The sequence below is a fragment of the Acinetobacter lwoffii genome (genome assembly GCF_029024105.1).
Taxonomy (GTDB): Bacteria; Pseudomonadota; Gammaproteobacteria; order Pseudomonadales; family Moraxellaceae; genus Acinetobacter; species Acinetobacter lwoffii.
The window spans coordinates 2,089,098-2,108,411 of sequence record NZ_CP118963.1 but is presented as its reverse complement, the minus strand read 5'-3'; the positions used below and the strand labels follow the sequence as shown (position 1 = coordinate 2,108,411).

Here is a 19,314-nt window from a genome sequence, read left to right as displayed (position 1 = left end):
AGAACGACAAAGAGGTATTTATGGCAGCATTAAAAGAGCCTGTAAAAATGTTTATAGTTCAGTCTCTTGCTTGCTTTGAAACCCCTCAACAAGTGGCAGACGCGGTAGAAGAAATATATAAGATCAAGATTGATCGAAAACAATGTCACAGTTATGACCCGACAAAATATGCAGGTCGTAATCTCAGTAAAAAGTTAAAGGATTTATTTGAGCAAACTCGCAAAGAGTTTCGTGAAAATATTGATGATATTGCGATTGCTAACAAGGCGTTTCGTTTACGTGAGCTTCAGAAGATGTATGAGGATTCTGGAAAAAATAAACGGGCAAAACAAAATCTGCTGAAACAGGCATTCCAAGAAACAGATGGCCGTGTGACAAAGCAGGAAATCACTGGTCCAGACGGCGGACCTATTCAGCAAGAAACTAAAAATCTTCCTCAATATACACCTGAACAGCTTGCTGGCATGACGGCGCAAGAGCTTTCGCGTTTAGCAATTAATGGCAAGTTATGACTTATGCAATCGAAGATATAGCGCCACTAATTAAAGAGTGGACGATCAATACACGTCTACCTGAAATCATTGAAGAGATGAAACGGCGCTATTACTACCGGATGCTGATAGAGCAGAATGAACTAAGTCGAGAGGCTGAAATCTACAAATGTAAGAATGATCCGGCTCATTGGTTTAATCACTGGGTATGGACTTATGATCCACGGGGCATGCCTTTTGGACTGCCGGCGAATATTCCTTTTGTTTTGCGTCCTGGTCAGGTTGAGCTTGTTGATTGGCTATTAGAGCGTGAAAGCACCCAGACACACGGCTTAATTGAAAAAAGTCGTGATGAGGGGATGAGTTACGTTGTACTTGGCTTTTATTTGCACCGGTGGTTATTTGTTGAAGGCTTTGCAGGTGGTGTCGGTAGTCGTAAAGAGGATTTGGTCGATAAGAAAGGTGATCCGAAAACGTTACTGCACAAATTCAGGGATATGTTTTCCAAGTTGCCGGATTGGATGAAGCCTAAAGGTTTTGTCGAGAAAGTGCATGATAACTACATGCGAATCATTAACCCGGACAACGGCGCAACGGTTACGGGTGAGGCTGGTGACAATATTGGCCGTGGTGGTCGTACCACAATGTACTTTCTGGATGAATGGGCATTCGTAGAGCGGCAAGAAGCTGTTGATGCTGCCATTTCTCAAAACACAAACGTACATATCAAGGGATCTACACCAAACGGTATTGGGGACAAGTTTCACCAGGATCGTTTTAGTGGTCGTTACGCCGTTTTTACGATGGCATGGCGTGATAACCCAGATAAGAACTGGCAGGTCGAATTTAATGGCAAGCTAATTCATCCCTGGTATGAAAAACAATTGGCCACACTTGATGACATCGTTTTAGCTCAAGAAGTTGATATTGATTATGCCGCGTCAGTAGAAGGTGTATTGATTCCATCAGCATGGGTGCAGGCTGCAGTCGATGCTCATCTCCATTTAGATATTCAGCCTTCAGGCGAACGTATGGGTGCGCTTGATGTGGCAGATGAGGGTAAGGATAAAAACTCTTTTGCCGCACGTCATGGCATCGTACTGCAGTATTTGGACACTTGGTCAGGCGTTGGTGATGACATCTTTGGCACAACTCAGAAAGCTATTGATGCTTGTCTTGATCTACGTTTGAACTCGTTTTATTACGATGCCGATGGACTTGGTGCTGGTGTACGTGGTGATGCCCGAGTCATTAATGAGCAGAATAGATCCAAAGGTATTCCGGAGATCGAAGCAAATCCATTCCGAGGCTCAGGTGCGGTGCACAACCCGGAGCAGGAAATGGTTGAGGCGCGTAAAAATGTAGACTTCTTTGCCAATCTTAAAGCTCAGATGTGGTGGTCACTGCGCATAAGATTTCAGAATACTTATCGAGCCTTACAAGGTATGCAATATGACCCAGACAATCTTATTTCGCTCTCTACCAAAGATATAAACAAGCAGGAGCTTGAACAGCTCAAGCGAGAGCTTTCACAGCCTACTTATACTAAGAATGGTGCAGGCAAAATCCTAGTCAATAAGCAACCAGACGGGGCTTTATCTCCAAACCGAGCAGACGGCGTCATGATTTGCTTTAGTGATATCCGTGAGCGAAAACGGAAAAAACCTGCAGGTGCAGGTACTCGAACCTATTGAGAAGGAAAAAACATGGCAAAGTCTAAAAAGGACAAAGCGTCAAAGAAGGCTTTGTCTTACGGCAATTTATACACTCAAGAAGCAGTCACTCAGTTTCTGGTGAACTTTGGCAAGCAACCAGATACCGATGAAGTGCTGCGCAAAGCTGGAATTACACGCCACAGATTGCGTGTACTGCTTGATGATGACGAGATTGCACAAGTAGTTGAAACACGGATTGATGCACTTTTAGCAACGCCATTGCGAATTGAACCAAATGATACGGATGAAGCGGAAAAGCTGAATCTCATCCTGAAAGAATGGTTCCATGAAATTGCGACTGCTGCCATGAGTGCACTGTTCTTCGGGTACTCGGTTCAGGAAGCTGTATATGAGCTAAAGTCGGAAGGTTATATTGGTTTGCAATGGATTGGTGAAAAACCGATGCAATGGTTTGAGCCTAAGAATGATGGTCGGCTAATCTATCGTCAGGATGGAAACAATGCAGAGCATGAGGTAGATCAAGCATTCAAATTCTTCTTAACACGCCGTAAAGCCACATACGAACAGCCATATGGTAAAGCGCTATTAGCCACGCTGTATTGGTTATTCTTCTTTAAGCAGAATGGCTTCAAATTCTGGGCGAAATTCCTCGAACGTTTTGGAACACCAATCTTACTGGGTAAGTGCAAAGATACTGAAACTGATGATATGAGCAAAGCCTTGTTAACTGCTCATGCTCAAAGCGTATTGTCGATTGATGCAGATGATGATGTTCAGATTCTTTCCGCACCAGGAACAAACGGTTCAGCAGGGGCAGCGTTTGAGGCATTTAATAATCAGCTGATTCGTCAGATCCAGAAAGTTGTACTAGGGCAGACACTTACCAGCGGGACTGATGGGAAGGGAAGCTACAGTCTTGGTCAAGTGCATGAAAATGTACGAATGGATAAGCTTAAATCTGATATTAGGCTTGTCACACCAACTTTACAGGCTGTGGTCAATGCTCTATGCGCTTTAAACGGTTGGGGGGATTATGAAGTGATGCTTGGTGAGAAACCAAAACCACTGAATAAGGACCAAGCAGAGCGTGATGTCCATTTAAAGAATGCGGGTGCAAATCTGTCTAAAGAATATTTTGTTCGCGAGTATGGTCTACAGGAAGGGGATTTGAATGAGCAGGTTCCTACCAGCTTCAATCAATTCTCTGCATTACCGCGCCAAGCATTTAACTTTAAGGCATCTGCAAACAAGCTCTCACCAGAGCAGCAGGAAGTTGAAGAACTGACTGATGGTCAGGATGAATTGCAGTTACTGAAACCGGATCAGGTCAAGGAATTGGTATTCAAGTCTGATAGCCCTGAAAGTCTGGCTTATAACCTGATGCAATTAATACCTGGTGCAACTCAGACTCAGTTCACGGCCAATCTAGATCAGGCTTTGTATGCGGCAGATGTGTTGGGGTATGTGACGGCGCAAAATGGGAAGTAAGTTATGCAACCAGTCACATTCCTTGAGGCACTTCGGTTTGCTCACAGTAAAAAAATCGTGCTGCCTGATGAGTTTTATTCAATGGATCTAAAGACCCGGCAGATGGCAACTACGGTTAGTTTTCTATCGAGTCTTGAGCAAATTGAGACGGTCATTAAGGCAGTGAATAAATCCATTGCTGACGGCGGTACTTTTAAAGATTTTCAGAAGCTCATTGAAGAATCTGAAATCATTCTGCCAAAGCACTACCTGGACAATGTATTTCGTACCAACATCCAGAGTGCGTACGGTCATGGGCGGTGGCAACAACAGCAACGAAATAAGGCTAAGCGCTCGTACCTAATGTACTCAGCGATCAATGATAGTCGAGTGCGTCCTGCTCATTTAGCTTTGAATCGTATCGTACTGCCGATTGATCATCCATTCTGGCTAACACATTATCCTCCAACGGGTTTCCGTTGTAGATGCACGTGCGTAGCTTTAACAGAGAAGCAGGCATTGAAATACGGCATTACACCTGATGATCAGTTGCCTGAAATTGCCGAGGCTTTGGATTGGAGTTCTCACCCATTGCAGTTTGGTGAACTAGAATCGCTGGTGGATAAAAAGATCAGTGCTTCGAGTCTGGATAAGGAATATCTCCTCGAGCAGAAAGAAGTCATTAAGGCTGAATGGATGGCAAGTAAAAAGCTCACCAGTCTGTTTGCTCCGATGGATGATAAGACTCGGGACCTGTTTGATACGGTAGCCAATACGGTAATTCCACTTGATCCAAGTATTCGGCCAAGTGCGATCCGTACCTTTCTGGATTATGTGCAAGGAAATGATGCTGCAATAAGTAGCTACTTAAACTCCGCTACAAGCTCACTGGCTGATGATGTCCTTAAACGCTGGCTTAGTACCGATATGGCAGCAATTCAGGCTGTGGCAAGTAATACGGCTTCAACCGTAGTGGGTGCTGCGACACTTAATCAAGTAGCGGCTTATCAGGTGGGGCAGACAGTTCAATTGAATGCGCCGTTGCTGATGGCTGATACAGCTTCAGATATCGTGATTAAGATTGAAAATGCCAAAGGGCTGGGCATTGATCTGGATATGTTAAATGCTGGTAACGGCGTTCTCATGCCGATGGGGCTATCTTTTGAGGTGGTTTCGATTGAAGCGGTGGAAGGGCAGATGGTTTATACACTCAAGCCCTTGTTGAACTAATTTAAAAATGAATATTACCGCCTTCTGGGCGGTTTTTTTATGGAGCATGAAAAATGCCAGATCCAAATGAAGAACGGCTGAAGTATTTATTTAATGCCTCTGCGATTGAGGTACCCAAAGCCGAGGAAGGGCAGAAACGGAAATTTAAAGGCACTGCTTATGCTGGTGGTCGTGTAGATGGTCACTGGTATTGGGGACGCTCTGGCGTGGTCTTTGATCTTGATGGAATTGAGATTGATAAGCCGACAGCCTTACTTGAAGAACACTTCGGCTCAAGTCGAATTGGTGTCGTTCAAACCGTGGATACAAACGGAAAGATTGATGTATCAGGTGATTTCCTTACAAACGCCAAAGCACAGGAAATTGTCCAGGACTCTGATGATGGTTTCCCGTTCCAGATGTCGATGATGATTGATCCGGGATCGATTGAAGAAGTGTCTCAAGGCAAGACAGTCACTGTGAATGGTCAATCCTTTGAAGGCCCGATCACAATCTTCCGTCAAAACCGTATTCGTGAATTTACAATCTGCTCGACCGGTGCTGATCGCAACACATCAATCAAAGCCTTCTCGGGCAAAGCAAACCCAAACCCAACCAAAGAGGACACAGACGTGACCGAATTAGAAAAAGCACAACAGGCCAAAGAGCAAGCAGAACGTGAGCGTGATGATGCCCTGACTGAACTTAAGCAATTCAAAGCGCAAAAGCGTGCTGATGATATTGCTGCTTTAGAAACTGAACTGAAGACACAGTTTAGTGCGGAAGATAAAACCGCTTATACCAATATGGATGATTCAGTTTTTAGCTTTACTGCTAAGCAGCTTCGTCAATTCTCAGCAGGTACTACTCAGCAGCCACCAGCTGGACAACAGCAACAACAAACACCAGGTGTAAATCCGGCATTTGCTCACTTATTCACTCATCAGGCAAACCCAGGGCAAGGTGGTCAGTCAAATCACAATGACACTCACAAATTCACTTCTGGTGCACAAGCATTTGCAGAACAAAAGGGGAAATAATTCATGGCTATTCATTATGTACCGCCTATTTCGGTCACTTCAAAACGGCTGATCCTGGACAATGAAAAATTACGTCGTGCTAATGCCAAGGTGCCAACCGCCACAGCATTTAAATACGGCGATCTTTTAACACTGTCAGATGCCAATGTGGTGGCCCATGCCACTGATGAAAAAACATGGGATGTGATCTGTGGTCAGGATGTATCAGCTGCAGAAGCCACAATCAAGGCCGCTGATGGGATCGAAATCCCAGTGTATTACGGCGGCGTATTTAATGTCGAAGCTGTATCGGTAAATGGAACCTTGCTTACAACTGCTCAATATGACGCAGCACGTGCACAGGCAACTAAAAACAAAATCGAACTTTCTAAGGTGTAAAACAACATGCCACAGTCTTTTAATATTGAAGGTGCTCCACTTGAACTTCTTGATGTGGGCGAGCTTGCACTGATCCACTCAAATTACCGTCCAATGGATACCTGGCTTTTAGACAAGCTTTTCCCAAATCGCCCGTTATTCACCCGTGATGATGTGCCTTTGGCTGAAGTGTCTGCCGAACATGATCTGGCGCCGCTGGTATCTCCGCAACAGCCTGGTAAGCCATTTGATACTACTCAATCTGGTGAAGTACGCCATGTTAAACCGGCTTACTACAAGCCAAAGAACCAAGTCACTCCGGCTGAAACTTTTGAAATTGCCTTGCTGGAACGTTTACGTACTGCAGGTATCATCTCAACTGGTAACCAGCGACTATCTGAGCAAGAGCAAATGATCATTGCTCAAATCTCGGTAATGAAGCGTAACCATGATGCAATTGATAACTCAGTCCTGATGATGGCGATTGATTTACTGAAAAACGGTAAATATGCACTTCATTCTGATGATTATGAATACAACCTGGTGGATTACCGTCGTGATGCATCTTTGACATTTACGCCGTTAACCAAGTGGAATGAAGCAGGTGCCAAGCCGGTAACGGATATTCGCACCATGCTTGAACGTCAATTGGCTGCTGATGGTGGTGAGACTAAGCTGTCTATTATGTCTGGCTTGGTTTGGGCAGCTCTCTGGAACAATGAAGAGTTTAAGAAAGAGTTCATCACGCCGTATGCTGGTATTTCTGTTCCAGTGAATCCAAGTTTTGGTGTTAAGGAATCAGCGACCTTCAAAGGTACTTTTGATGGAATCGAATTCTGGGTATATGACGCAACCTACCGCAACAAGGGCAAGGTGAATCGTTTTATTCCTAAGGATTACTTCTCTTTGATCTCTGATACTAATGGTTCAGTTGCTCACTGTAAGATTAAAAACATGTTGGCCAACGGCGTTGCTCAGCAATACTTTGACCGCCAGTGGTATTGTGAAGATCCAAGCGGCATCATGCTAATGACTGAATCTGCTCCACTGGTTGTGCCGTCTAACAAGAATGGTGTCGTCGGTGGTACTGGCTTTATCACCCTATAAGGAGCAAGACATGCCGAAGTACACAGCAAAACAATCCATCGGGCATTTTATGCCAGGTGATGAAATCAAAGGGCTTGAAGCTAAACAACTTCAGGCCCTTTTAGCATCTGGGGCTATTGAAGAATATCAAGAGCCGGAAGAGCCAGAAGCAGACAATACCGCTGCACGTTTGGCTGAACTTGAAAAGGCCAATGCTGAACTAATAGCAGCAAATAAAACCCTAACCGAAGCGAATCAGACAGCAGCTGCTGACAAGGATAAGGCTGATCAAGAAGTTGCTGAGCTAAAGGCTAAAGTGGCTGAACTTGAAAAGGTGAAACCTGCAGCTAAGCCTAAGGCGGATACCAAGCCAGCGGATGAAACCAAGTAGGTGATCTATGTATGCGACTGAAGCAGATTTGGTCGTACGATTTGGTGATGAGATTGAAAATCTAAAAACGATGCTTCCTTCTCAGTCCTCAGTAACTGATGCAATTCAGGATGCAACAGAGGAAATCAACGGTCACATCGGCGGCCGTTATCCTTTGCCGCTTCCCAATGTGCCAAGTAATTTAAAGCGTATGGCGTGTGACATTGCACGCTATCGTCTTTACTTTCAGCAACCCACCGAAGAGGTGCGTCAACGTTATGAAGATGCAATCGCATTCTTAAAACGTGTTGCTGACAACAAGGCACATTTGCAGATTCAGTTACCGGAAACAAGCCAGATCGTGGATGACCAACCTAAGGGGCGACCTTCGACAGCGCCAGTCGGTACTTCGTATACCGGTGGTGTATTTGGTGATGCCACTTTAGACATGATGCCCAGCATGAAGTGAGGTGTTTATGGCTTTCGCAATAACCATTCAAGCTGATAGTTCACCTATTGAAGCAGTGCTGAACCAATTAGGTAGCTTCGATTCGCTGAAGAGTCAGTTGTTTGATGAGATTGGTGCTGGGCTTGTAGACAGTGTTCAACATCGATTTCTAACCGGTACTGATGTGAATGGTAACCCGTGGAAGATTTCATGGCGTGCACGTATGCAGGGTGGCGAGACGCTACGTGATACTGGCCGCTTAATGAATTCCTACACACATAATGTTCTTTCAAGCGGTGTGGAGGTGGGTACAGATGTTGCGTACGCACCACATCTGCATTACGGCGCAACCATCCTACCCAAGAATGGCCAATACATCACTTTTGCAGTGGGTAGCCAATATCGGAAAGTTAAGCAATCCATTATTCCACCTCGGACTCAACTCGGCCTTGATGCTGAAGATGAAGTTATGGTTTTGGATATTGTCGGGAGTTTTATAGATGAGCACCTTCTTCGCGGTGCGTGATGAGATTGCAGAAAAGCTGAAAGAAATTCCAGAATTTCTAAAGATCTATACGCCGTTGAATTCAGTCAGCGTAACAGAGATGTCGCAGGTCACGCCGTCGGCACATGTCAATTTTGTCCGTATAGATAAAAAGGCAAGTGCAGGTCGTGGAAGCATCAACCAGATCGGCCAGCAATGGGCGGTTACGGTGGCGTGTCGCAATGCTCAATCTCAAATGACCGATGGACGTGCTGTAAGTGATGAAGCGGGGCTTTTGACTGAGAAGGTGATTCAACTGCTTTCCGGTTGGCAGCCTCAAGCATCACGTACTGCACTGGATTTCATATCGGTTCGGGATGGGTATAGTCCGGGCTTTGCATACATCACCATAATTTTTGAATCACAAAAATTCATTTAGGAGCCAATCATGGCGAAACAATACAAGGCAACTCAGCCTGTCGGTCGCTTCAAAAAGGGCGATGTAGTCGGTGGGCTAAGTGATGCTCAGATTAAAAAATTAGCTGCAGATGGCATCATTCAGGAAGTACCTGAAGTAAAAACTGCTGCTCCAGCCAAGAAAACCACAGGGGATGAAAAATAATGGCTAAACCAGATTTAATCTCACTTCAAGGTGAGTTTTTCGCAGCTTTAATCACAAATGATGTTGCAGGCCCATATTTAACAATGGGCAATACCCCTAGTATGCAAATTGCAATTTCTTCTGAAACTACGGATCATTACACTGCAAAGGATGGCACCCGAGCAAAGGATGCTATTTTGCGTAAAGCGACAGGTGTTACGTTGAGTGGAACACTGGAAGAAGTGAAAAAGCAAAATAAGGATATTATTTTTAGTGGAGAAACACTTACTACTACGGTTACTCCAATTGCTAGTCAGTCACTTGGTACAGTGCGTGCAGGCGAAATGATCAATTTAGGTCATCGAAACTTAAGTGAAGTCACCTTTAAATCTGGTAGTACTACGATTGAAGCTTCTACGTACACACTTGACTCAGTATTTGGGACGGTTGAATTCAATGAAGCACCTGCTGAACCTGTTTCATGGTCAGGAAGTGCTGGTATCGTAGAGCGCACAGCTTTAGCCACTCATATGGGCCGAGAATATGCGCTGCTATTTAAAGGCGTTGATACATATTCGGGCGACAAGCTTTCCGTTGAATTATGGCGAGTACAGTTTTCGCCAGAAACAGAGTTTGATTTGATTAATGAAGACTTTGCTTCATTTGATGTAGAAGGTGAATGCCTAGCAGACTCTTCAAAAGCAAGTGATCCTCAAGCTGGACCGTTTGGCTGTATTGATCGTTTTAAAGTTTCATCTTAAATAAGGCTAAACCCAAGCAGGCACAAAGAACTCCGCGGCGCTATGCGTCTTTTTTTGTGCCTGCCTTATAGTAATAAGTCTTAAAACATTTAAGATGAAACTTAATAAATAGTAAAAAATAAAGATTATGTAATCTTTTGTTATTCTAATTTTCATCTGATGGGGATATAAAAGATATTCAGTTCATGTTAAGAATAAAACTGCTATGACTAAAATAGAAATATTTGTCTCCATCCTAGCCGTAATAATTATTTCTACTTTTATTTATCTTGTATGTCAGTAAGTTAGTAAGCTAAGAACCGCCTTTGGGGCGGTTTTTTGATAAGTGGAAGTTTCACCTGGATATATAGGGTCAATTTTAAAAAGACTTAAAATAGTAAAACATAACTTTACAAATCCACTCTCCCTAGGCTTTAGATAAGATTGAAAATTAATGTAAAGTGTCGCCCTTAATACATGGGGATATTATGAAAAATTTAAGCTTATTCTTTTTTATTGTGATTTTAGCTGGGTGTGGACACAAGGAATCTAGTGGTCAGCATCTTGATTTAGAAACAAGCAAAAAGGAACAGCTTGAATTTGCAAAAGAAGCTACAAAAGAATTCATTCCCAATCCTGATTCAGCTAAGTTCCGCAATCAAATAGGAGAGTGTGGAGAGGTAAGCTATAGGGACAAAGATAACAAATACACTGCTTTCCAACGCTTTGTTGTGATTGAAAAAAATATAGTGCTTGTAGAAAATCAGACGGATCAAAAGCAATTTGAGTTGTCATGGAAGAGTGCTTGTACGCCAAGCTGGAAGTAATTAAAAAGCCCTTTAATTAAGGGCTTTCTTTTATTCACCAGATGACTCGGATTTTTGGTCCTTACCATCTGCATATTCTAAAGCAACCTGTTGTGCTTCAGCTGCAGCAGTGGCTTCTATTGGAATCGAGTCAGCTGCGATAGCTACGGTACCAGTAAATCCCATTAAACCTAAGATTAGAATTTTCGAATACTTTTTCATTTGAATTTCCTCTACGTTTCTAAGACTTAATTTCAGTGTAGAGAATGATTTAAATCGTGGATGTAGCAGCTATGTCGGGATATGTAAGATATTCAAGGCTAGAGTTAGAAGGATCTAGTTTTGCGTAAGAATGCTTTTCTGATGAAATTATTTTGTAGATTTGATTAACGAAATGTTAGTAATTTTCACAACATAGACGAGTCCTAGACTAAATCTTTAATAGAAAGCACCCGAAGGTGCTTTTTTAATGCCTAAACTTTAACTCGAGACCCGTCATGAATGATTTTTTCCTAGCAACGAATCGCAGTATCAAAGTTAATGACATTGAAGTGCGTCAGATCCAGATGAAAGACTTTGACACCTGGGCAATGCATGCTGAAGTATTAAAGAACTTTATCAAAGACCAGAATCATTCAGATGAGATTTTGACAGATCTACTCAAAGCCCATGCTGTACAAGTCATTTCAACAATGGCATGTGTGACAGATTTAAACCAAGAATCACTGGTAAAGTTCGCCGTAGATGAACAGGGGTTTAAGGGCTTATTGAAAGCAATACTCTTGGTCAATCAGGCTTACTTTAAATATGAAAAGCCAAAGCGTGGGATCAAAAAGAAAGATGACTCTACCTGGTTTGATTCATTCCAGTTTCTGGTATCAATGGGCCATCAGCATAGCGAGATCATGCAAATGACCTACGGTGCATTTCAAGGCTATATCAAAGCAGCAAATAAGCTGTATAAGCAGCGGATCTTCAATAACGCTATTGCTGGACGTGTAGCTCAATCCGATAAAAAAGGCTTTGAATCATTCAAGAAAGAAATGGTTTCTGATTGATCAAGTAGCACCCTAAAGTTATGATGCGTAAATAACTATTTAGGGGGTTAGTGTGAAAAAATTATTATTAGCTTTATGTTTGGTGTCGGGGTTCGCGTATGCAGATAAAACAACCACTAGCATCCGTACACCATCTGGGGATCTAGTAAAGATCGGGGATAGCCATCAGGCGCTTAAGGATAAACTTGAAGTAAGTAAACCAAGATTTTACGTTCTAGAAGATGGGCGACTTTACTGTGCAGCTACCGAATATGTAAAACAGGTAGATTTACAGGAATATACCGTCATTTTATGTCGAGATAGAATTGTGAAAATTCTTTGGCGTAATCTTTAAGCGAGGCAACAGATGAATTATTTTATAGGTATTATACTGGGTCTCTTAGTTCAAAACTCTTTCGCTTCTCAAGTTTACACTTGTACTGTAAACGGAAAAACGGTCTATCAGGGGAAACCTTGTGCAGGAAAAGAGTCGCATAATCAAGTTCAGCAAGCTCAAGCTAAGATCAAGGGGCAACAGGCTACAGCAGAAAAAGAGAAAGCGGAATGGGCTGCTCGAAAAGAGCCACGTGTTGGAATGACTAAAGCTGAAGCTGAAAAATCAACGTGGGGTTATCCGGATAAGATCAACACAACCACTACGACAAATAATGTATTTGAGCAGTGGATATATAGAACACCATATTCAGGCTCAAAGTACTTACACTTTACAAATGGAAAGATAACTTCAGTTTCCAACTAAGCCACCTTCGGGTGGTTTTTTAATACCTAATTTCACCCGCCACTGCGGGTTTTTTATTGCCTAAAATTTGAGGTCAGTATGTCTGGTAAAAATTTAACATTCAAATTAGTCATGGATGCTGACACCAAGGGCTTTGATGCTGGCACCAAAGCATCTAAAGATAATTGGGAGTCATTCATTTCTCTTTTGAAAAAGGAAGCGGATGGACTTAAAGCGGCCTCCGTAGAAACAGGAAAAGAGGTTGGTAAAATTGTTCCTGATGATCTTCAAAAGAAGGCTGATCAGGCTAAAGGCAAGCTAGGTGAGGTATCTCAAGCTGCTGGCGAGCTGCAGGGTCAAGCTGTTCAGACAGCTGGCAAGATTGACGGTTTAGGTAATGAGCTTCAAGACACAGCTAACAAGGCTAATAAGGCCGGCTTTGAAATCGGTGGTGCCATTCCTGGTGATGCTGTTCAACTTGCAGAAATGCTGGGTAATAAGTTCTTCTCTGCTGCAAAAGAAATTGAATCTCTGGGCGATAAGTCGACTATCAGCGCTGGTGAACTCCGTGCAATGTCGAGTGCTGGTGAACAGGGCCTTAATGAGCTGAATTTAGCTCTTAAAGCTGCTCAGGCAGAACTGGTTCGACTGCAAAGCACTGATGGTACTCTGCAAGATATTGAAATTGCCAAACAGCGTGTTCTGAGTATTCAAGACGCCATCAATGAAGCCTCCAGTGCCTTCAATTATTATCAAGGTGTAGCGATCAATGCCATGAAGGGCGTGGATGGTGCTACTCAATCAGCTATTAACCAGGTACAACGTTTTAGCGCCGTAGATCTAACCGGGGTAGTAGGTGAAGCACAGACTGCTACCCGTGCAATTGAAAGTATGGGTGACGGCGCAAGTCTTAGCACCAAAGAAATTGAGCGTATTGGCAGTATTGGCACCAATAGTATTAATGCCTTAGAGCGTGAATTACTGACAGCAAGAAATGCATTTTCAGCATTAGAAAAAAGCAGTGAAGCTGTAACACTTAATGAGATTAAGGCAGCTGGTGACAAGGTCAAAGGCCTCGAGCAAGCAGTAGATCTAACCAAATCAGCTTTTTCAGAATTTAATGTAAAAGCCACTACTGCAATGCAGAATGTCACTACCAGTACAGATAAGGCATCCGGTAGTGCTAAGCAAGCTGGCCATGCGATTTATGATGCACTAGGTATCAAGCCGCCTACAGTAGTAGATGATGCTATTGCAGCTCTTACAAAGAAGCTGGAGGATTTTAAAGCTAATAGCAAATTGCCGGCTGAAGAAGTAGAGCGTGTAACCAAGATCACCGAACAGCAAATCGAAAAGCTTAAAAGTGAACTGAATGGTGTTGAGCCAGCTGCTCAAAAGGCAAATTCCGGAGTTTCTACCCTCTCTAAAGGCATGGATGGGGCTAAGTTTGCTGTAACTGCACTGGTGGGGGCATTAGCTACAATTGGCGTTGGTTTAGGGCTTCGAGAGCTTGCTCAGGCAGCAGACTCTTACACCAACCTTTCAGCTCGAATTAATATCGCAACCAGTGATGGTGGTAACTTCCAGCAAGCAATGGCTGGTGTGCACCAAGTCGCATTGATGACTAATTCAAGCCTTGATGCTACTGCGGGCTTATTCACGAAAGTGAATGATGTGGGCAAACAGATGGGGATGACCCAGCAGCAAAGTCTGGATCTGGTTAAAACCATTAATATGGCTATTCAGACCGGCGGCGGATCTGCTCAAGCAAGCGAAGCAGCAATTGTTCAGCTGACACAGGCGCTGCAATCAGGCGTTTTACGTGGTGATGAATTTAACTCCATCATGGAGCAGGCTCCTGGCATCTCTAAAGCACTAGCCCAGTCACTTGGCGTAACTACCGGTGAACTCCGCAAGATGGCTGAAAACGGCGAACTGTCAGCCGAGAAAGTTATTAAAGCCCTACAAAACCAATCAGCAGCAATTGAAGCTGATTATGCTAGGTTCCCAACCACTATCGGCAATGCCTTAGCCAGAATAGCAACACAATGGCAAATCCTGATTGGTGAGATGGATCAAGCTAATGGGTCAAGTGCCGCCGTAGCGAATGCCCTGTTAATCATCGCTGATAATCTTGGAATTTTAAAAGTATTCTTTGATGATGTGGCTGAAGGTGTTGGGTGGTTTCAGGATAAATTATCTGAGATTGATCCATCTACAATTGAGGCAATTAGAAGTACTTTATCTGCTGTCTACGACACGATTAAAAATGTCATATCCAGTATGGCTGGAATCGCTGAAACCGCTTGGAGTGCTTTCACATCTACCTTGGATGCAATCGCCCCGCTATTTAACGCAATTATGGGTGGCAAGGAAGAGGTTAGTGGATTAACCACCCTGTTCAATGTCTTTAAGGTTGCACTGGGTGTTGTTTCTGATGCTGCTACAGGACTAAATATTGGGCTTAAATTACTACTTGCAGGTATTCAGTTTATCGCTGGTGGTATTTACTCATTAAATGCTGCGGTATTGGATTTTCTGGGTTTTGACAACCTTGCTACTCAAGCTCAGAACGCTTCAGATGCACTGTTCAGACAGGCCGAAAAGAATGGACGGGAAGCCAATAGGCTTGCACTTGAAAGCAAGTCTGCCACTCAAGAGGCAATCAAGGACATACGTCAAACAGAAAACGAAGCAAATGAGGAGCGTATTACTGACAGCCGAAAAACTCTGGATGAATTAAGGATTCAAGAGGAGAAGCATAAGGCTGATTACATGGCTATCAGTGATGAGCGTGTTCAACTAGAGCAGCAACTTTATGAGGCGCGTAAGACTGGTAATCAGGCAGCAATTGATCAGGCCGTAAAAGGTCTAGCTGAATTAGATGTCAAGGAAAAAGCATATCAGGCTGAAAGTCAGAAAATCACAGATGCTAAAATTCAGGCTGCACAGATTGTTGCAAATGCAATGATTCAGTCAGCTGATGCTGCTGGCATGGCACAGTTGAAAGTTTTGAATGCACAGCTGGCTGCTCAGGGCTTACAAGGTGAATTCGATAGCACTGGTAAAGTTGTTGTTAAAGCGATGCAAGATGCGGCTATCGCCACAGATGGTCAAGTTAATGCGACAGACCAAGCCCGTAAAGCTGCTGCTGCACTTGGTATTGATTTAGATATCTCGCTCAACCGAGTTTCTTCAAAATTCAAAGAAACAGAAGGTCAGCTGGATAACTTTACAAATGGCCTTGAGGAGCTAGGCGTTGAGGGTAAGCAAGCTGGTGATGTGACATATCAGGCCTGGCTTAAATGGCTGGAAACAGCGAAAAGCCAAGCTGAAATCGACTATGCAAAAGCCAAGCTTCAGGAATTTGGTACTCAAGGTCAGATTTCAACATCTCAGGTTGAGCAAGGCTTAATTGCTATCAAAATGCAGGCTCAAGGACTACCAGATGATATTGACCCTGTCACAGAAGCTTTCAGGCGTCTTGGTATTGAGACTAAGGAAAACCTAAAGCTTTCAGCTCAACAGGCTTTGATGGATTACATCACGATCCGGGATAGCGGTAAGGCAACTGCTGAAGGTGTTCAAAAGGCTTATGAAAAAGCTGCTCAGTCTGCTGCTGCATCTGGTGATGCTGGTGTCATTGCTGCAACTAATGCCGCTAATGCAGGGCGAAATCTTGAGATTCAAATTGATGACACAGGTGTTGCCGCCGTCAAATCCATGGATGAATGGGAAAAAGCGAATCACCGTGTCAGAGACTCTGCGCGTGGTATCGGTGATGGCTTCCGTCATGCCGGTCAAGTGGCACGCGAGGAAGCCAAAACATCTGCTGAAGCTTGGGCTGATGCAGTGACTAAGGCCAAAGGCGAATTTGATAAGGCCATGAAGCAGCAAAGCAAATCGCTTGGCAGTTTGGATAACTATGATTCTTATAACAAGAATGATGTTATCTCTATGCTGAAATCTCAAGGTTATGACGATAAAGATGCCAAAAAACTTGCTGGTAATATCTGGTCACAAGCCATGGAGGCGGATCGTGATGCCAAGATGGCCAGTTATGGCAATAGCGGTGTAGGTGGTCTAGATACGCTCATGAGACAGATGTATGACGATGCAGCGGCTAAGGGAATTACTACGCAACATGGTACTAACAAGATCAATGAATTGCTTCGATCTATTAATGTAGCCTCTACAGGTTCCAGCAGCCTGAATGACTACGCGCCGTCCATTCCTTCTGTGCCATCAACTAAAGACTATGGCAAGGGTGGTGATAGTGTGAATTACAACATTCAATTCGGAGGTCAAACCCTATCCCTTACAGGCGATGCAAGCCAAAAGGATGTGATGACCAGTCTGGTAAACCAATTAAAAGGTATAGCGAAATCAACATGAAACTCATTCGCTTAGCAACATCCGAAACCGTCCCATTAGAGGACGGTTTTTTATGGCCTGATGAATTCTCATGGAAGGCTATTGAGCAGAGTCAGGCTTATGCCATGGATGGCTCTCTAGTCATCCAGGAGGGCAAAAAGAAGTCGGGTCGACCAATTACCTTGCAACCGGCAGATCCACAGATGGGTTGGATCAGGTTGCGTGAACTGCGGACTGTTTTGGAGTGGTCAAAACTGCAAGATGAAAATTTCAGACTGCAGTTTGAGCAACCACATGATAGCCGGCAATTCACCGTCAAATTTAACCACCAGGATGGGGCCTTAGAGGCCGCACCGGTGAAAGGAATTCCAGCAGTATCACTGGATGATTATTTTAATGTGACCTTGCGCTTTACGGAGTTGAACGATGGCGATTGAAACCAAGGATTTAGTGATCTACAAGTCTGAACGCTTGACTGATAACTCTGATGGCGGTGGTAAGTATTCCGGTGTTGTGGTTCAGGATGGCATCAGTAATAACCTGTTTAATGATGTGTCTGAGATGGATCGCACTATGGGCGATGTATCCATGCGCAAGGTCTTTCCAGCGGTCACGACTGAAGACACTGATCTATTGATGGGTGCAACAGTCTTTGTATCTGAACTGCCTGCGGATCCAAACGTATCAGCACTGCTATTTAGTACCAAGAACTGGACGGATGAACGCCAGTCTGCTCAAAACCGGGTGGAAAACTATTTAGCCAAAGGCGGTCAGATTGCCGGCACCCCACTGGATACCCATTGGCAGGGCATGTCATCACTGCAAGTGGCCATGTTTCCGCAAGAAACTGAGTCGTCAGTAGGTGACACGATTGTTCTGATTAGTGATGAAGGTAAGGCCTTAGAGCGTGAGCAGTATGTGCGTATTACCAAGGTTGAAACCCGTACTGCAATCATGGTCATCAATGGTAAAAATGTTGAATACAAGGTTGCCACGTATTCCTTGAATGATGCTCTTGAGGTTGACTTTGTCGGATTATCAGCGCGTCAGTGGTACAACGGTGAAAAATCCAAAACCATCATCCGCGATACCATTGTTGCGGATACTGGTCTGTATTACTCATCGACTGCGTTGGCTTCTGAAGCCAATGTGGGTGAATTCACGGTAAATGCCAAAAGTATCTTTGCTCAACTCATCCCATCTGCCCAGACTGAAACCCCGATCATTGATGTGAACGCTGCCGGTGAAAGTGTGGTGCTGGTCGCAGGCAATGAAGGCACCATTACTGTTAATTATCCAAATATGGTGATTGGTGTCAGCCAAAACCTGTATATCGGCTCTGCGGTTATTCCATCAAGTGTAGCTTTCACATTACAAGGCCAGCAGATTACCGATCAGGGTGGATTATTAAAGAATACCCAAGGCACGCAAGTCGGTACGATTGATTATCAGCGCGGCTTAATCCAATGGACTGCAGCAGCACCAGCCGGTACTGCAAATTTGAGTATTACGTTCAAGCCAGCCGCTGCACCGAATCAGTATTACCAAAGCCATGCAATTCCAGTGACTCAGAATAACCAGAGCACCAACTGGACTGGAGTTTTAATTCCGATTCCGGCCCCAGGTGCACTTTCGATTTCATATATGTCACAGGGCAAGTTCTATGAACTTAAAGATGATGGATCGGGCCAATTAAAAGCTTCAAGTTCGTCTTTTGGTTCAGGCATGATCAACTATGAAACTGGATCATGGTTACTCACTACCGGTGCTTTGCCTGATGTGGATACACCGATCCTGCTGAACTGGGGCACACCGATTATCACCTTCGTACGATCAAATTTAAGTGTAGAAAAAGCTGCCTTTGATTTTGATTTAGGTCGGCCGGGTGTATTACCGGGCATCACCATTAACTGGATGCTTGAAGGTGAGGCCAAAACGGCAACATCCAATGCTCAGGGTAAGTTTACTGGTGATGCTACAGGTGAAATTAACTATGCAACCGGTACCGGCAAGATTATTCCAAACAAGCTGCCACAGAAAGGCACAATTTTTTCGGTGATCTATAACTATGGATCCTCACTTGAACAAACCAAGATGGATGTTACGCCTGCAAATCAAAAGCTGACCTTTACCATTGGTACAGGACCAGCAATTCAACCAAATAGTGTTGAGTTAAAAATTCCACTTCAAAGCAGTGATGGGATTACAGGGTCTGTAACTCTGACAGATGTGCCGGTGAATGCAACTATGGGTAATCTGGTGAATAGCCGCGGTCAAGTGCAAGGCACCATTATCTATACCACTGGCGCAGTTGAAGTCACACCAAAGAGTACAGCAAGCAGATTTGTGCAAACCTTTACACCTATGGCTACCTATGCGGCTGCCTAGC

At 43.9% G+C, this 19,314-nt stretch carries 21 protein-coding genes; 20 read left to right on the top strand and 1 reads right to left on the bottom strand.

Annotated elements, in window-relative coordinates:
* Window positions 1-20 precede the first annotated feature (20 nt).
* From PYW33_RS10270 to PYW33_RS10205, 14 genes are all read left to right on the top strand, one after another.
* Window positions 21-512, top strand: a complete 492-nt coding sequence (locus tag PYW33_RS10270; protein ID WP_004646440.1) for a DUF2280 domain-containing protein — start codon at window positions 21-23, stop codon at window positions 510-512.
* Window positions 509-2,185, top strand: coding sequence for a terminase large subunit (locus PYW33_RS10265; RefSeq protein ID WP_004646441.1), 1,677 nt, complete (start codon window positions 509-511; stop codon window positions 2,183-2,185). Before PYW33_RS10270 ends, PYW33_RS10265 begins: the two co-directional genes overlap by 4 nt.
* 12 nt (window positions 2,186-2,197) lie before the next feature.
* On the top strand, window positions 2,198-3,655 hold the full coding sequence (locus tag PYW33_RS10260; RefSeq protein WP_004646442.1) for a phage portal protein family protein: 1,458 nt from the start codon (window positions 2,198-2,200) through the stop codon (window positions 3,653-3,655).
* Between the two features lie 3 nt (window positions 3,656-3,658).
* Complete coding sequence (locus PYW33_RS10255) at window positions 3,659-4,864, top strand: phage head morphogenesis protein (RefSeq protein WP_004646443.1); 1,206 nt, start codon at window positions 3,659-3,661, stop codon at window positions 4,862-4,864.
* Between the two features lie 53 nt (window positions 4,865-4,917).
* Window positions 4,918-5,883, top strand: coding sequence for a hypothetical protein (locus tag PYW33_RS10250; protein ID WP_004646445.1), 966 nt, complete (start codon window positions 4,918-4,920; stop codon window positions 5,881-5,883).
* 3 nt (window positions 5,884-5,886) lie between these two features.
* Window positions 5,887-6,261, top strand: coding sequence for a hypothetical protein (locus tag PYW33_RS10245; protein WP_004646446.1), 375 nt, complete (start codon window positions 5,887-5,889; stop codon window positions 6,259-6,261).
* A gap of 6 nt (window positions 6,262-6,267) precedes the next feature.
* Window positions 6,268-7,347, top strand: a complete 1,080-nt coding sequence (locus PYW33_RS10240; RefSeq protein WP_004646447.1) for a major capsid protein — start codon at window positions 6,268-6,270, stop codon at window positions 7,345-7,347.
* Window positions 7,348-7,357: 10 nt separating this feature from the next.
* Entirely contained in the window at window positions 7,358-7,717 is a 360-nt protein-coding gene (locus PYW33_RS10235) for a hypothetical protein (protein WP_004646448.1), read from the top strand.
* Window positions 7,718-7,724: 7 nt separating this feature from the next.
* On the top strand, window positions 7,725-8,165 hold the full coding sequence (locus PYW33_RS10230; protein WP_004646449.1) for a gp436 family protein: 441 nt from the start codon (window positions 7,725-7,727) through the stop codon (window positions 8,163-8,165).
* A 7-nt stretch (window positions 8,166-8,172) separates the two neighbouring features.
* Window positions 8,173-8,670 carry a phage virion morphogenesis protein gene (locus PYW33_RS10225; protein ID WP_004646450.1) on the top strand — a complete coding sequence of 166 codons (498 nt, stop codon included), beginning with the start codon at window positions 8,173-8,175 and terminating at the stop codon, window positions 8,668-8,670.
* Window positions 8,645-9,067 (top strand): phage tail terminator protein, encoded by a 423-nt coding sequence (locus tag PYW33_RS10220; RefSeq protein ID WP_004646451.1) that lies wholly within the window; start codon window positions 8,645-8,647, stop codon window positions 9,065-9,067. The genes PYW33_RS10225 and PYW33_RS10220 overlap by 26 nt, the downstream gene beginning before the upstream one ends.
* A 9-nt stretch (window positions 9,068-9,076) precedes the next feature.
* Window positions 9,077-9,250: a hypothetical protein gene (locus PYW33_RS10215; protein WP_004646453.1), complete on the top strand. Its 174-nt coding sequence runs from the start codon at window positions 9,077-9,079 to the stop codon at window positions 9,248-9,250.
* Window positions 9,250-9,990 (top strand): phage tail tube protein, encoded by a 741-nt coding sequence (locus PYW33_RS10210; RefSeq protein WP_004646454.1) that lies wholly within the window; start codon window positions 9,250-9,252, stop codon window positions 9,988-9,990. The genes PYW33_RS10215 and PYW33_RS10210 overlap by 1 nt, the downstream gene beginning before the upstream one ends.
* A 467-nt stretch (window positions 9,991-10,457) precedes the next feature.
* Window positions 10,458-10,796 carry a hypothetical protein gene (locus PYW33_RS10205; protein WP_004646455.1) on the top strand — a complete coding sequence of 113 codons (339 nt, stop codon included), beginning with the start codon at window positions 10,458-10,460 and terminating at the stop codon, window positions 10,794-10,796.
* A gap of 30 nt (window positions 10,797-10,826) precedes the next feature.
* Here PYW33_RS10205 and PYW33_RS10200 read toward each other — a convergent pair whose 3' ends face one another.
* Complete coding sequence (locus tag PYW33_RS10200; protein ID WP_004646456.1) at window positions 10,827-10,997, bottom strand: hypothetical protein; 171 nt, start codon at window positions 10,995-10,997, stop codon at window positions 10,827-10,829.
* A 275-nt stretch (window positions 10,998-11,272) separates the two neighbouring features.
* Between PYW33_RS10200 and PYW33_RS10195 the strand changes: the two genes are divergently transcribed.
* The 6 genes from PYW33_RS10195 (at window position 11,273) to PYW33_RS10170 (ending at window position 19,313) form a co-directional block, all read left to right on the top strand.
* Complete coding sequence (locus PYW33_RS10195; RefSeq protein ID WP_004646457.1) at window positions 11,273-11,833, top strand: hypothetical protein; 561 nt, start codon at window positions 11,273-11,275, stop codon at window positions 11,831-11,833.
* A gap of 52 nt (window positions 11,834-11,885) precedes the next feature.
* Window positions 11,886-12,167 (top strand): hypothetical protein, encoded by a 282-nt coding sequence (locus PYW33_RS10190; protein ID WP_004646458.1) that lies wholly within the window; start codon window positions 11,886-11,888, stop codon window positions 12,165-12,167.
* Between the two features lie 12 nt (window positions 12,168-12,179).
* Window positions 12,180-12,572: a DUF4124 domain-containing protein gene (locus tag PYW33_RS10185; RefSeq protein WP_004646460.1), complete on the top strand. Its 393-nt coding sequence runs from the start codon at window positions 12,180-12,182 to the stop codon at window positions 12,570-12,572.
* Window positions 12,573-12,650: 78 nt separating this feature from the next.
* Window positions 12,651-16,946, top strand: a complete 4,296-nt coding sequence (locus PYW33_RS10180) for a tape measure protein (protein ID WP_004646461.1) — start codon at window positions 12,651-12,653, stop codon at window positions 16,944-16,946.
* Window positions 16,943-17,362, top strand: coding sequence for a hypothetical protein (locus PYW33_RS10175; RefSeq protein WP_004646462.1), 420 nt, complete (start codon window positions 16,943-16,945; stop codon window positions 17,360-17,362). The genes PYW33_RS10180 and PYW33_RS10175 overlap by 4 nt, the downstream gene beginning before the upstream one ends.
* Entirely contained in the window at window positions 17,352-19,313 is a 1,962-nt protein-coding gene (locus tag PYW33_RS10170) for a hypothetical protein (protein WP_004646463.1), read from the top strand. Before PYW33_RS10175 ends, PYW33_RS10170 begins: the two co-directional genes overlap by 11 nt.
* Window position 19,314: the final 1 nt, after the last annotated feature.

What these genes read in the sequence shown, in the direction of transcription:
- PYW33_RS10270 (WP_004646440.1), top strand. Translation starts at nt 21, where the DNA reads ATGGCAGCATTAAAAGAGCCTGTAAAAATGTTTATAGTTCAGTCTCTT.
- PYW33_RS10265 (WP_004646441.1), top strand. Translation starts at nt 509, where the DNA reads ATGACTTATGCAATCGAAGATATAGCGCCACTAATTAAAGAGTGGACG.
- PYW33_RS10260 (WP_004646442.1), top strand. Translation starts at nt 2,198, where the DNA reads ATGGCAAAGTCTAAAAAGGACAAAGCGTCAAAGAAGGCTTTGTCTTAC.
- PYW33_RS10255 (WP_004646443.1), top strand. Translation starts at nt 3,659, where the DNA reads ATGCAACCAGTCACATTCCTTGAGGCACTTCGGTTTGCTCACAGTAAA.
- PYW33_RS10250 (WP_004646445.1), top strand. Translation starts at nt 4,918, where the DNA reads ATGCCAGATCCAAATGAAGAACGGCTGAAGTATTTATTTAATGCCTCT.
- PYW33_RS10245 (WP_004646446.1), top strand. Translation starts at nt 5,887, where the DNA reads ATGGCTATTCATTATGTACCGCCTATTTCGGTCACTTCAAAACGGCTG.
- PYW33_RS10240 (WP_004646447.1), top strand. Translation starts at nt 6,268, where the DNA reads ATGCCACAGTCTTTTAATATTGAAGGTGCTCCACTTGAACTTCTTGAT.
- PYW33_RS10235 (WP_004646448.1), top strand. Translation starts at nt 7,358, where the DNA reads ATGCCGAAGTACACAGCAAAACAATCCATCGGGCATTTTATGCCAGGT.
- PYW33_RS10230 (WP_004646449.1), top strand. Translation starts at nt 7,725, where the DNA reads ATGTATGCGACTGAAGCAGATTTGGTCGTACGATTTGGTGATGAGATT.
- PYW33_RS10225 (WP_004646450.1), top strand. Translation starts at nt 8,173, where the DNA reads ATGGCTTTCGCAATAACCATTCAAGCTGATAGTTCACCTATTGAAGCA.
- PYW33_RS10220 (WP_004646451.1), top strand. Translation starts at nt 8,645, where the DNA reads ATGAGCACCTTCTTCGCGGTGCGTGATGAGATTGCAGAAAAGCTGAAA.
- PYW33_RS10215 (WP_004646453.1), top strand. Translation starts at nt 9,077, where the DNA reads ATGGCGAAACAATACAAGGCAACTCAGCCTGTCGGTCGCTTCAAAAAG.
- PYW33_RS10210 (WP_004646454.1), top strand. Translation starts at nt 9,250, where the DNA reads ATGGCTAAACCAGATTTAATCTCACTTCAAGGTGAGTTTTTCGCAGCT.
- PYW33_RS10205 (WP_004646455.1), top strand. Translation starts at nt 10,458, where the DNA reads ATGAAAAATTTAAGCTTATTCTTTTTTATTGTGATTTTAGCTGGGTGT.
- PYW33_RS10200 (WP_004646456.1), bottom strand. Translation starts at nt 10,997, where the DNA reads ATGAAAAAGTATTCGAAAATTCTAATCTTAGGTTTAATGGGATTTACT.
- PYW33_RS10195 (WP_004646457.1), top strand. Translation starts at nt 11,273, where the DNA reads ATGAATGATTTTTTCCTAGCAACGAATCGCAGTATCAAAGTTAATGAC.
- PYW33_RS10185 (WP_004646460.1), top strand. Translation starts at nt 12,180, where the DNA reads ATGAATTATTTTATAGGTATTATACTGGGTCTCTTAGTTCAAAACTCT.
- PYW33_RS10180 (WP_004646461.1), top strand. Translation starts at nt 12,651, where the DNA reads ATGTCTGGTAAAAATTTAACATTCAAATTAGTCATGGATGCTGACACC.
- PYW33_RS10175 (WP_004646462.1), top strand. Translation starts at nt 16,943, where the DNA reads ATGAAACTCATTCGCTTAGCAACATCCGAAACCGTCCCATTAGAGGAC.
- PYW33_RS10170 (WP_004646463.1), top strand. Translation starts at nt 17,352, where the DNA reads ATGGCGATTGAAACCAAGGATTTAGTGATCTACAAGTCTGAACGCTTG.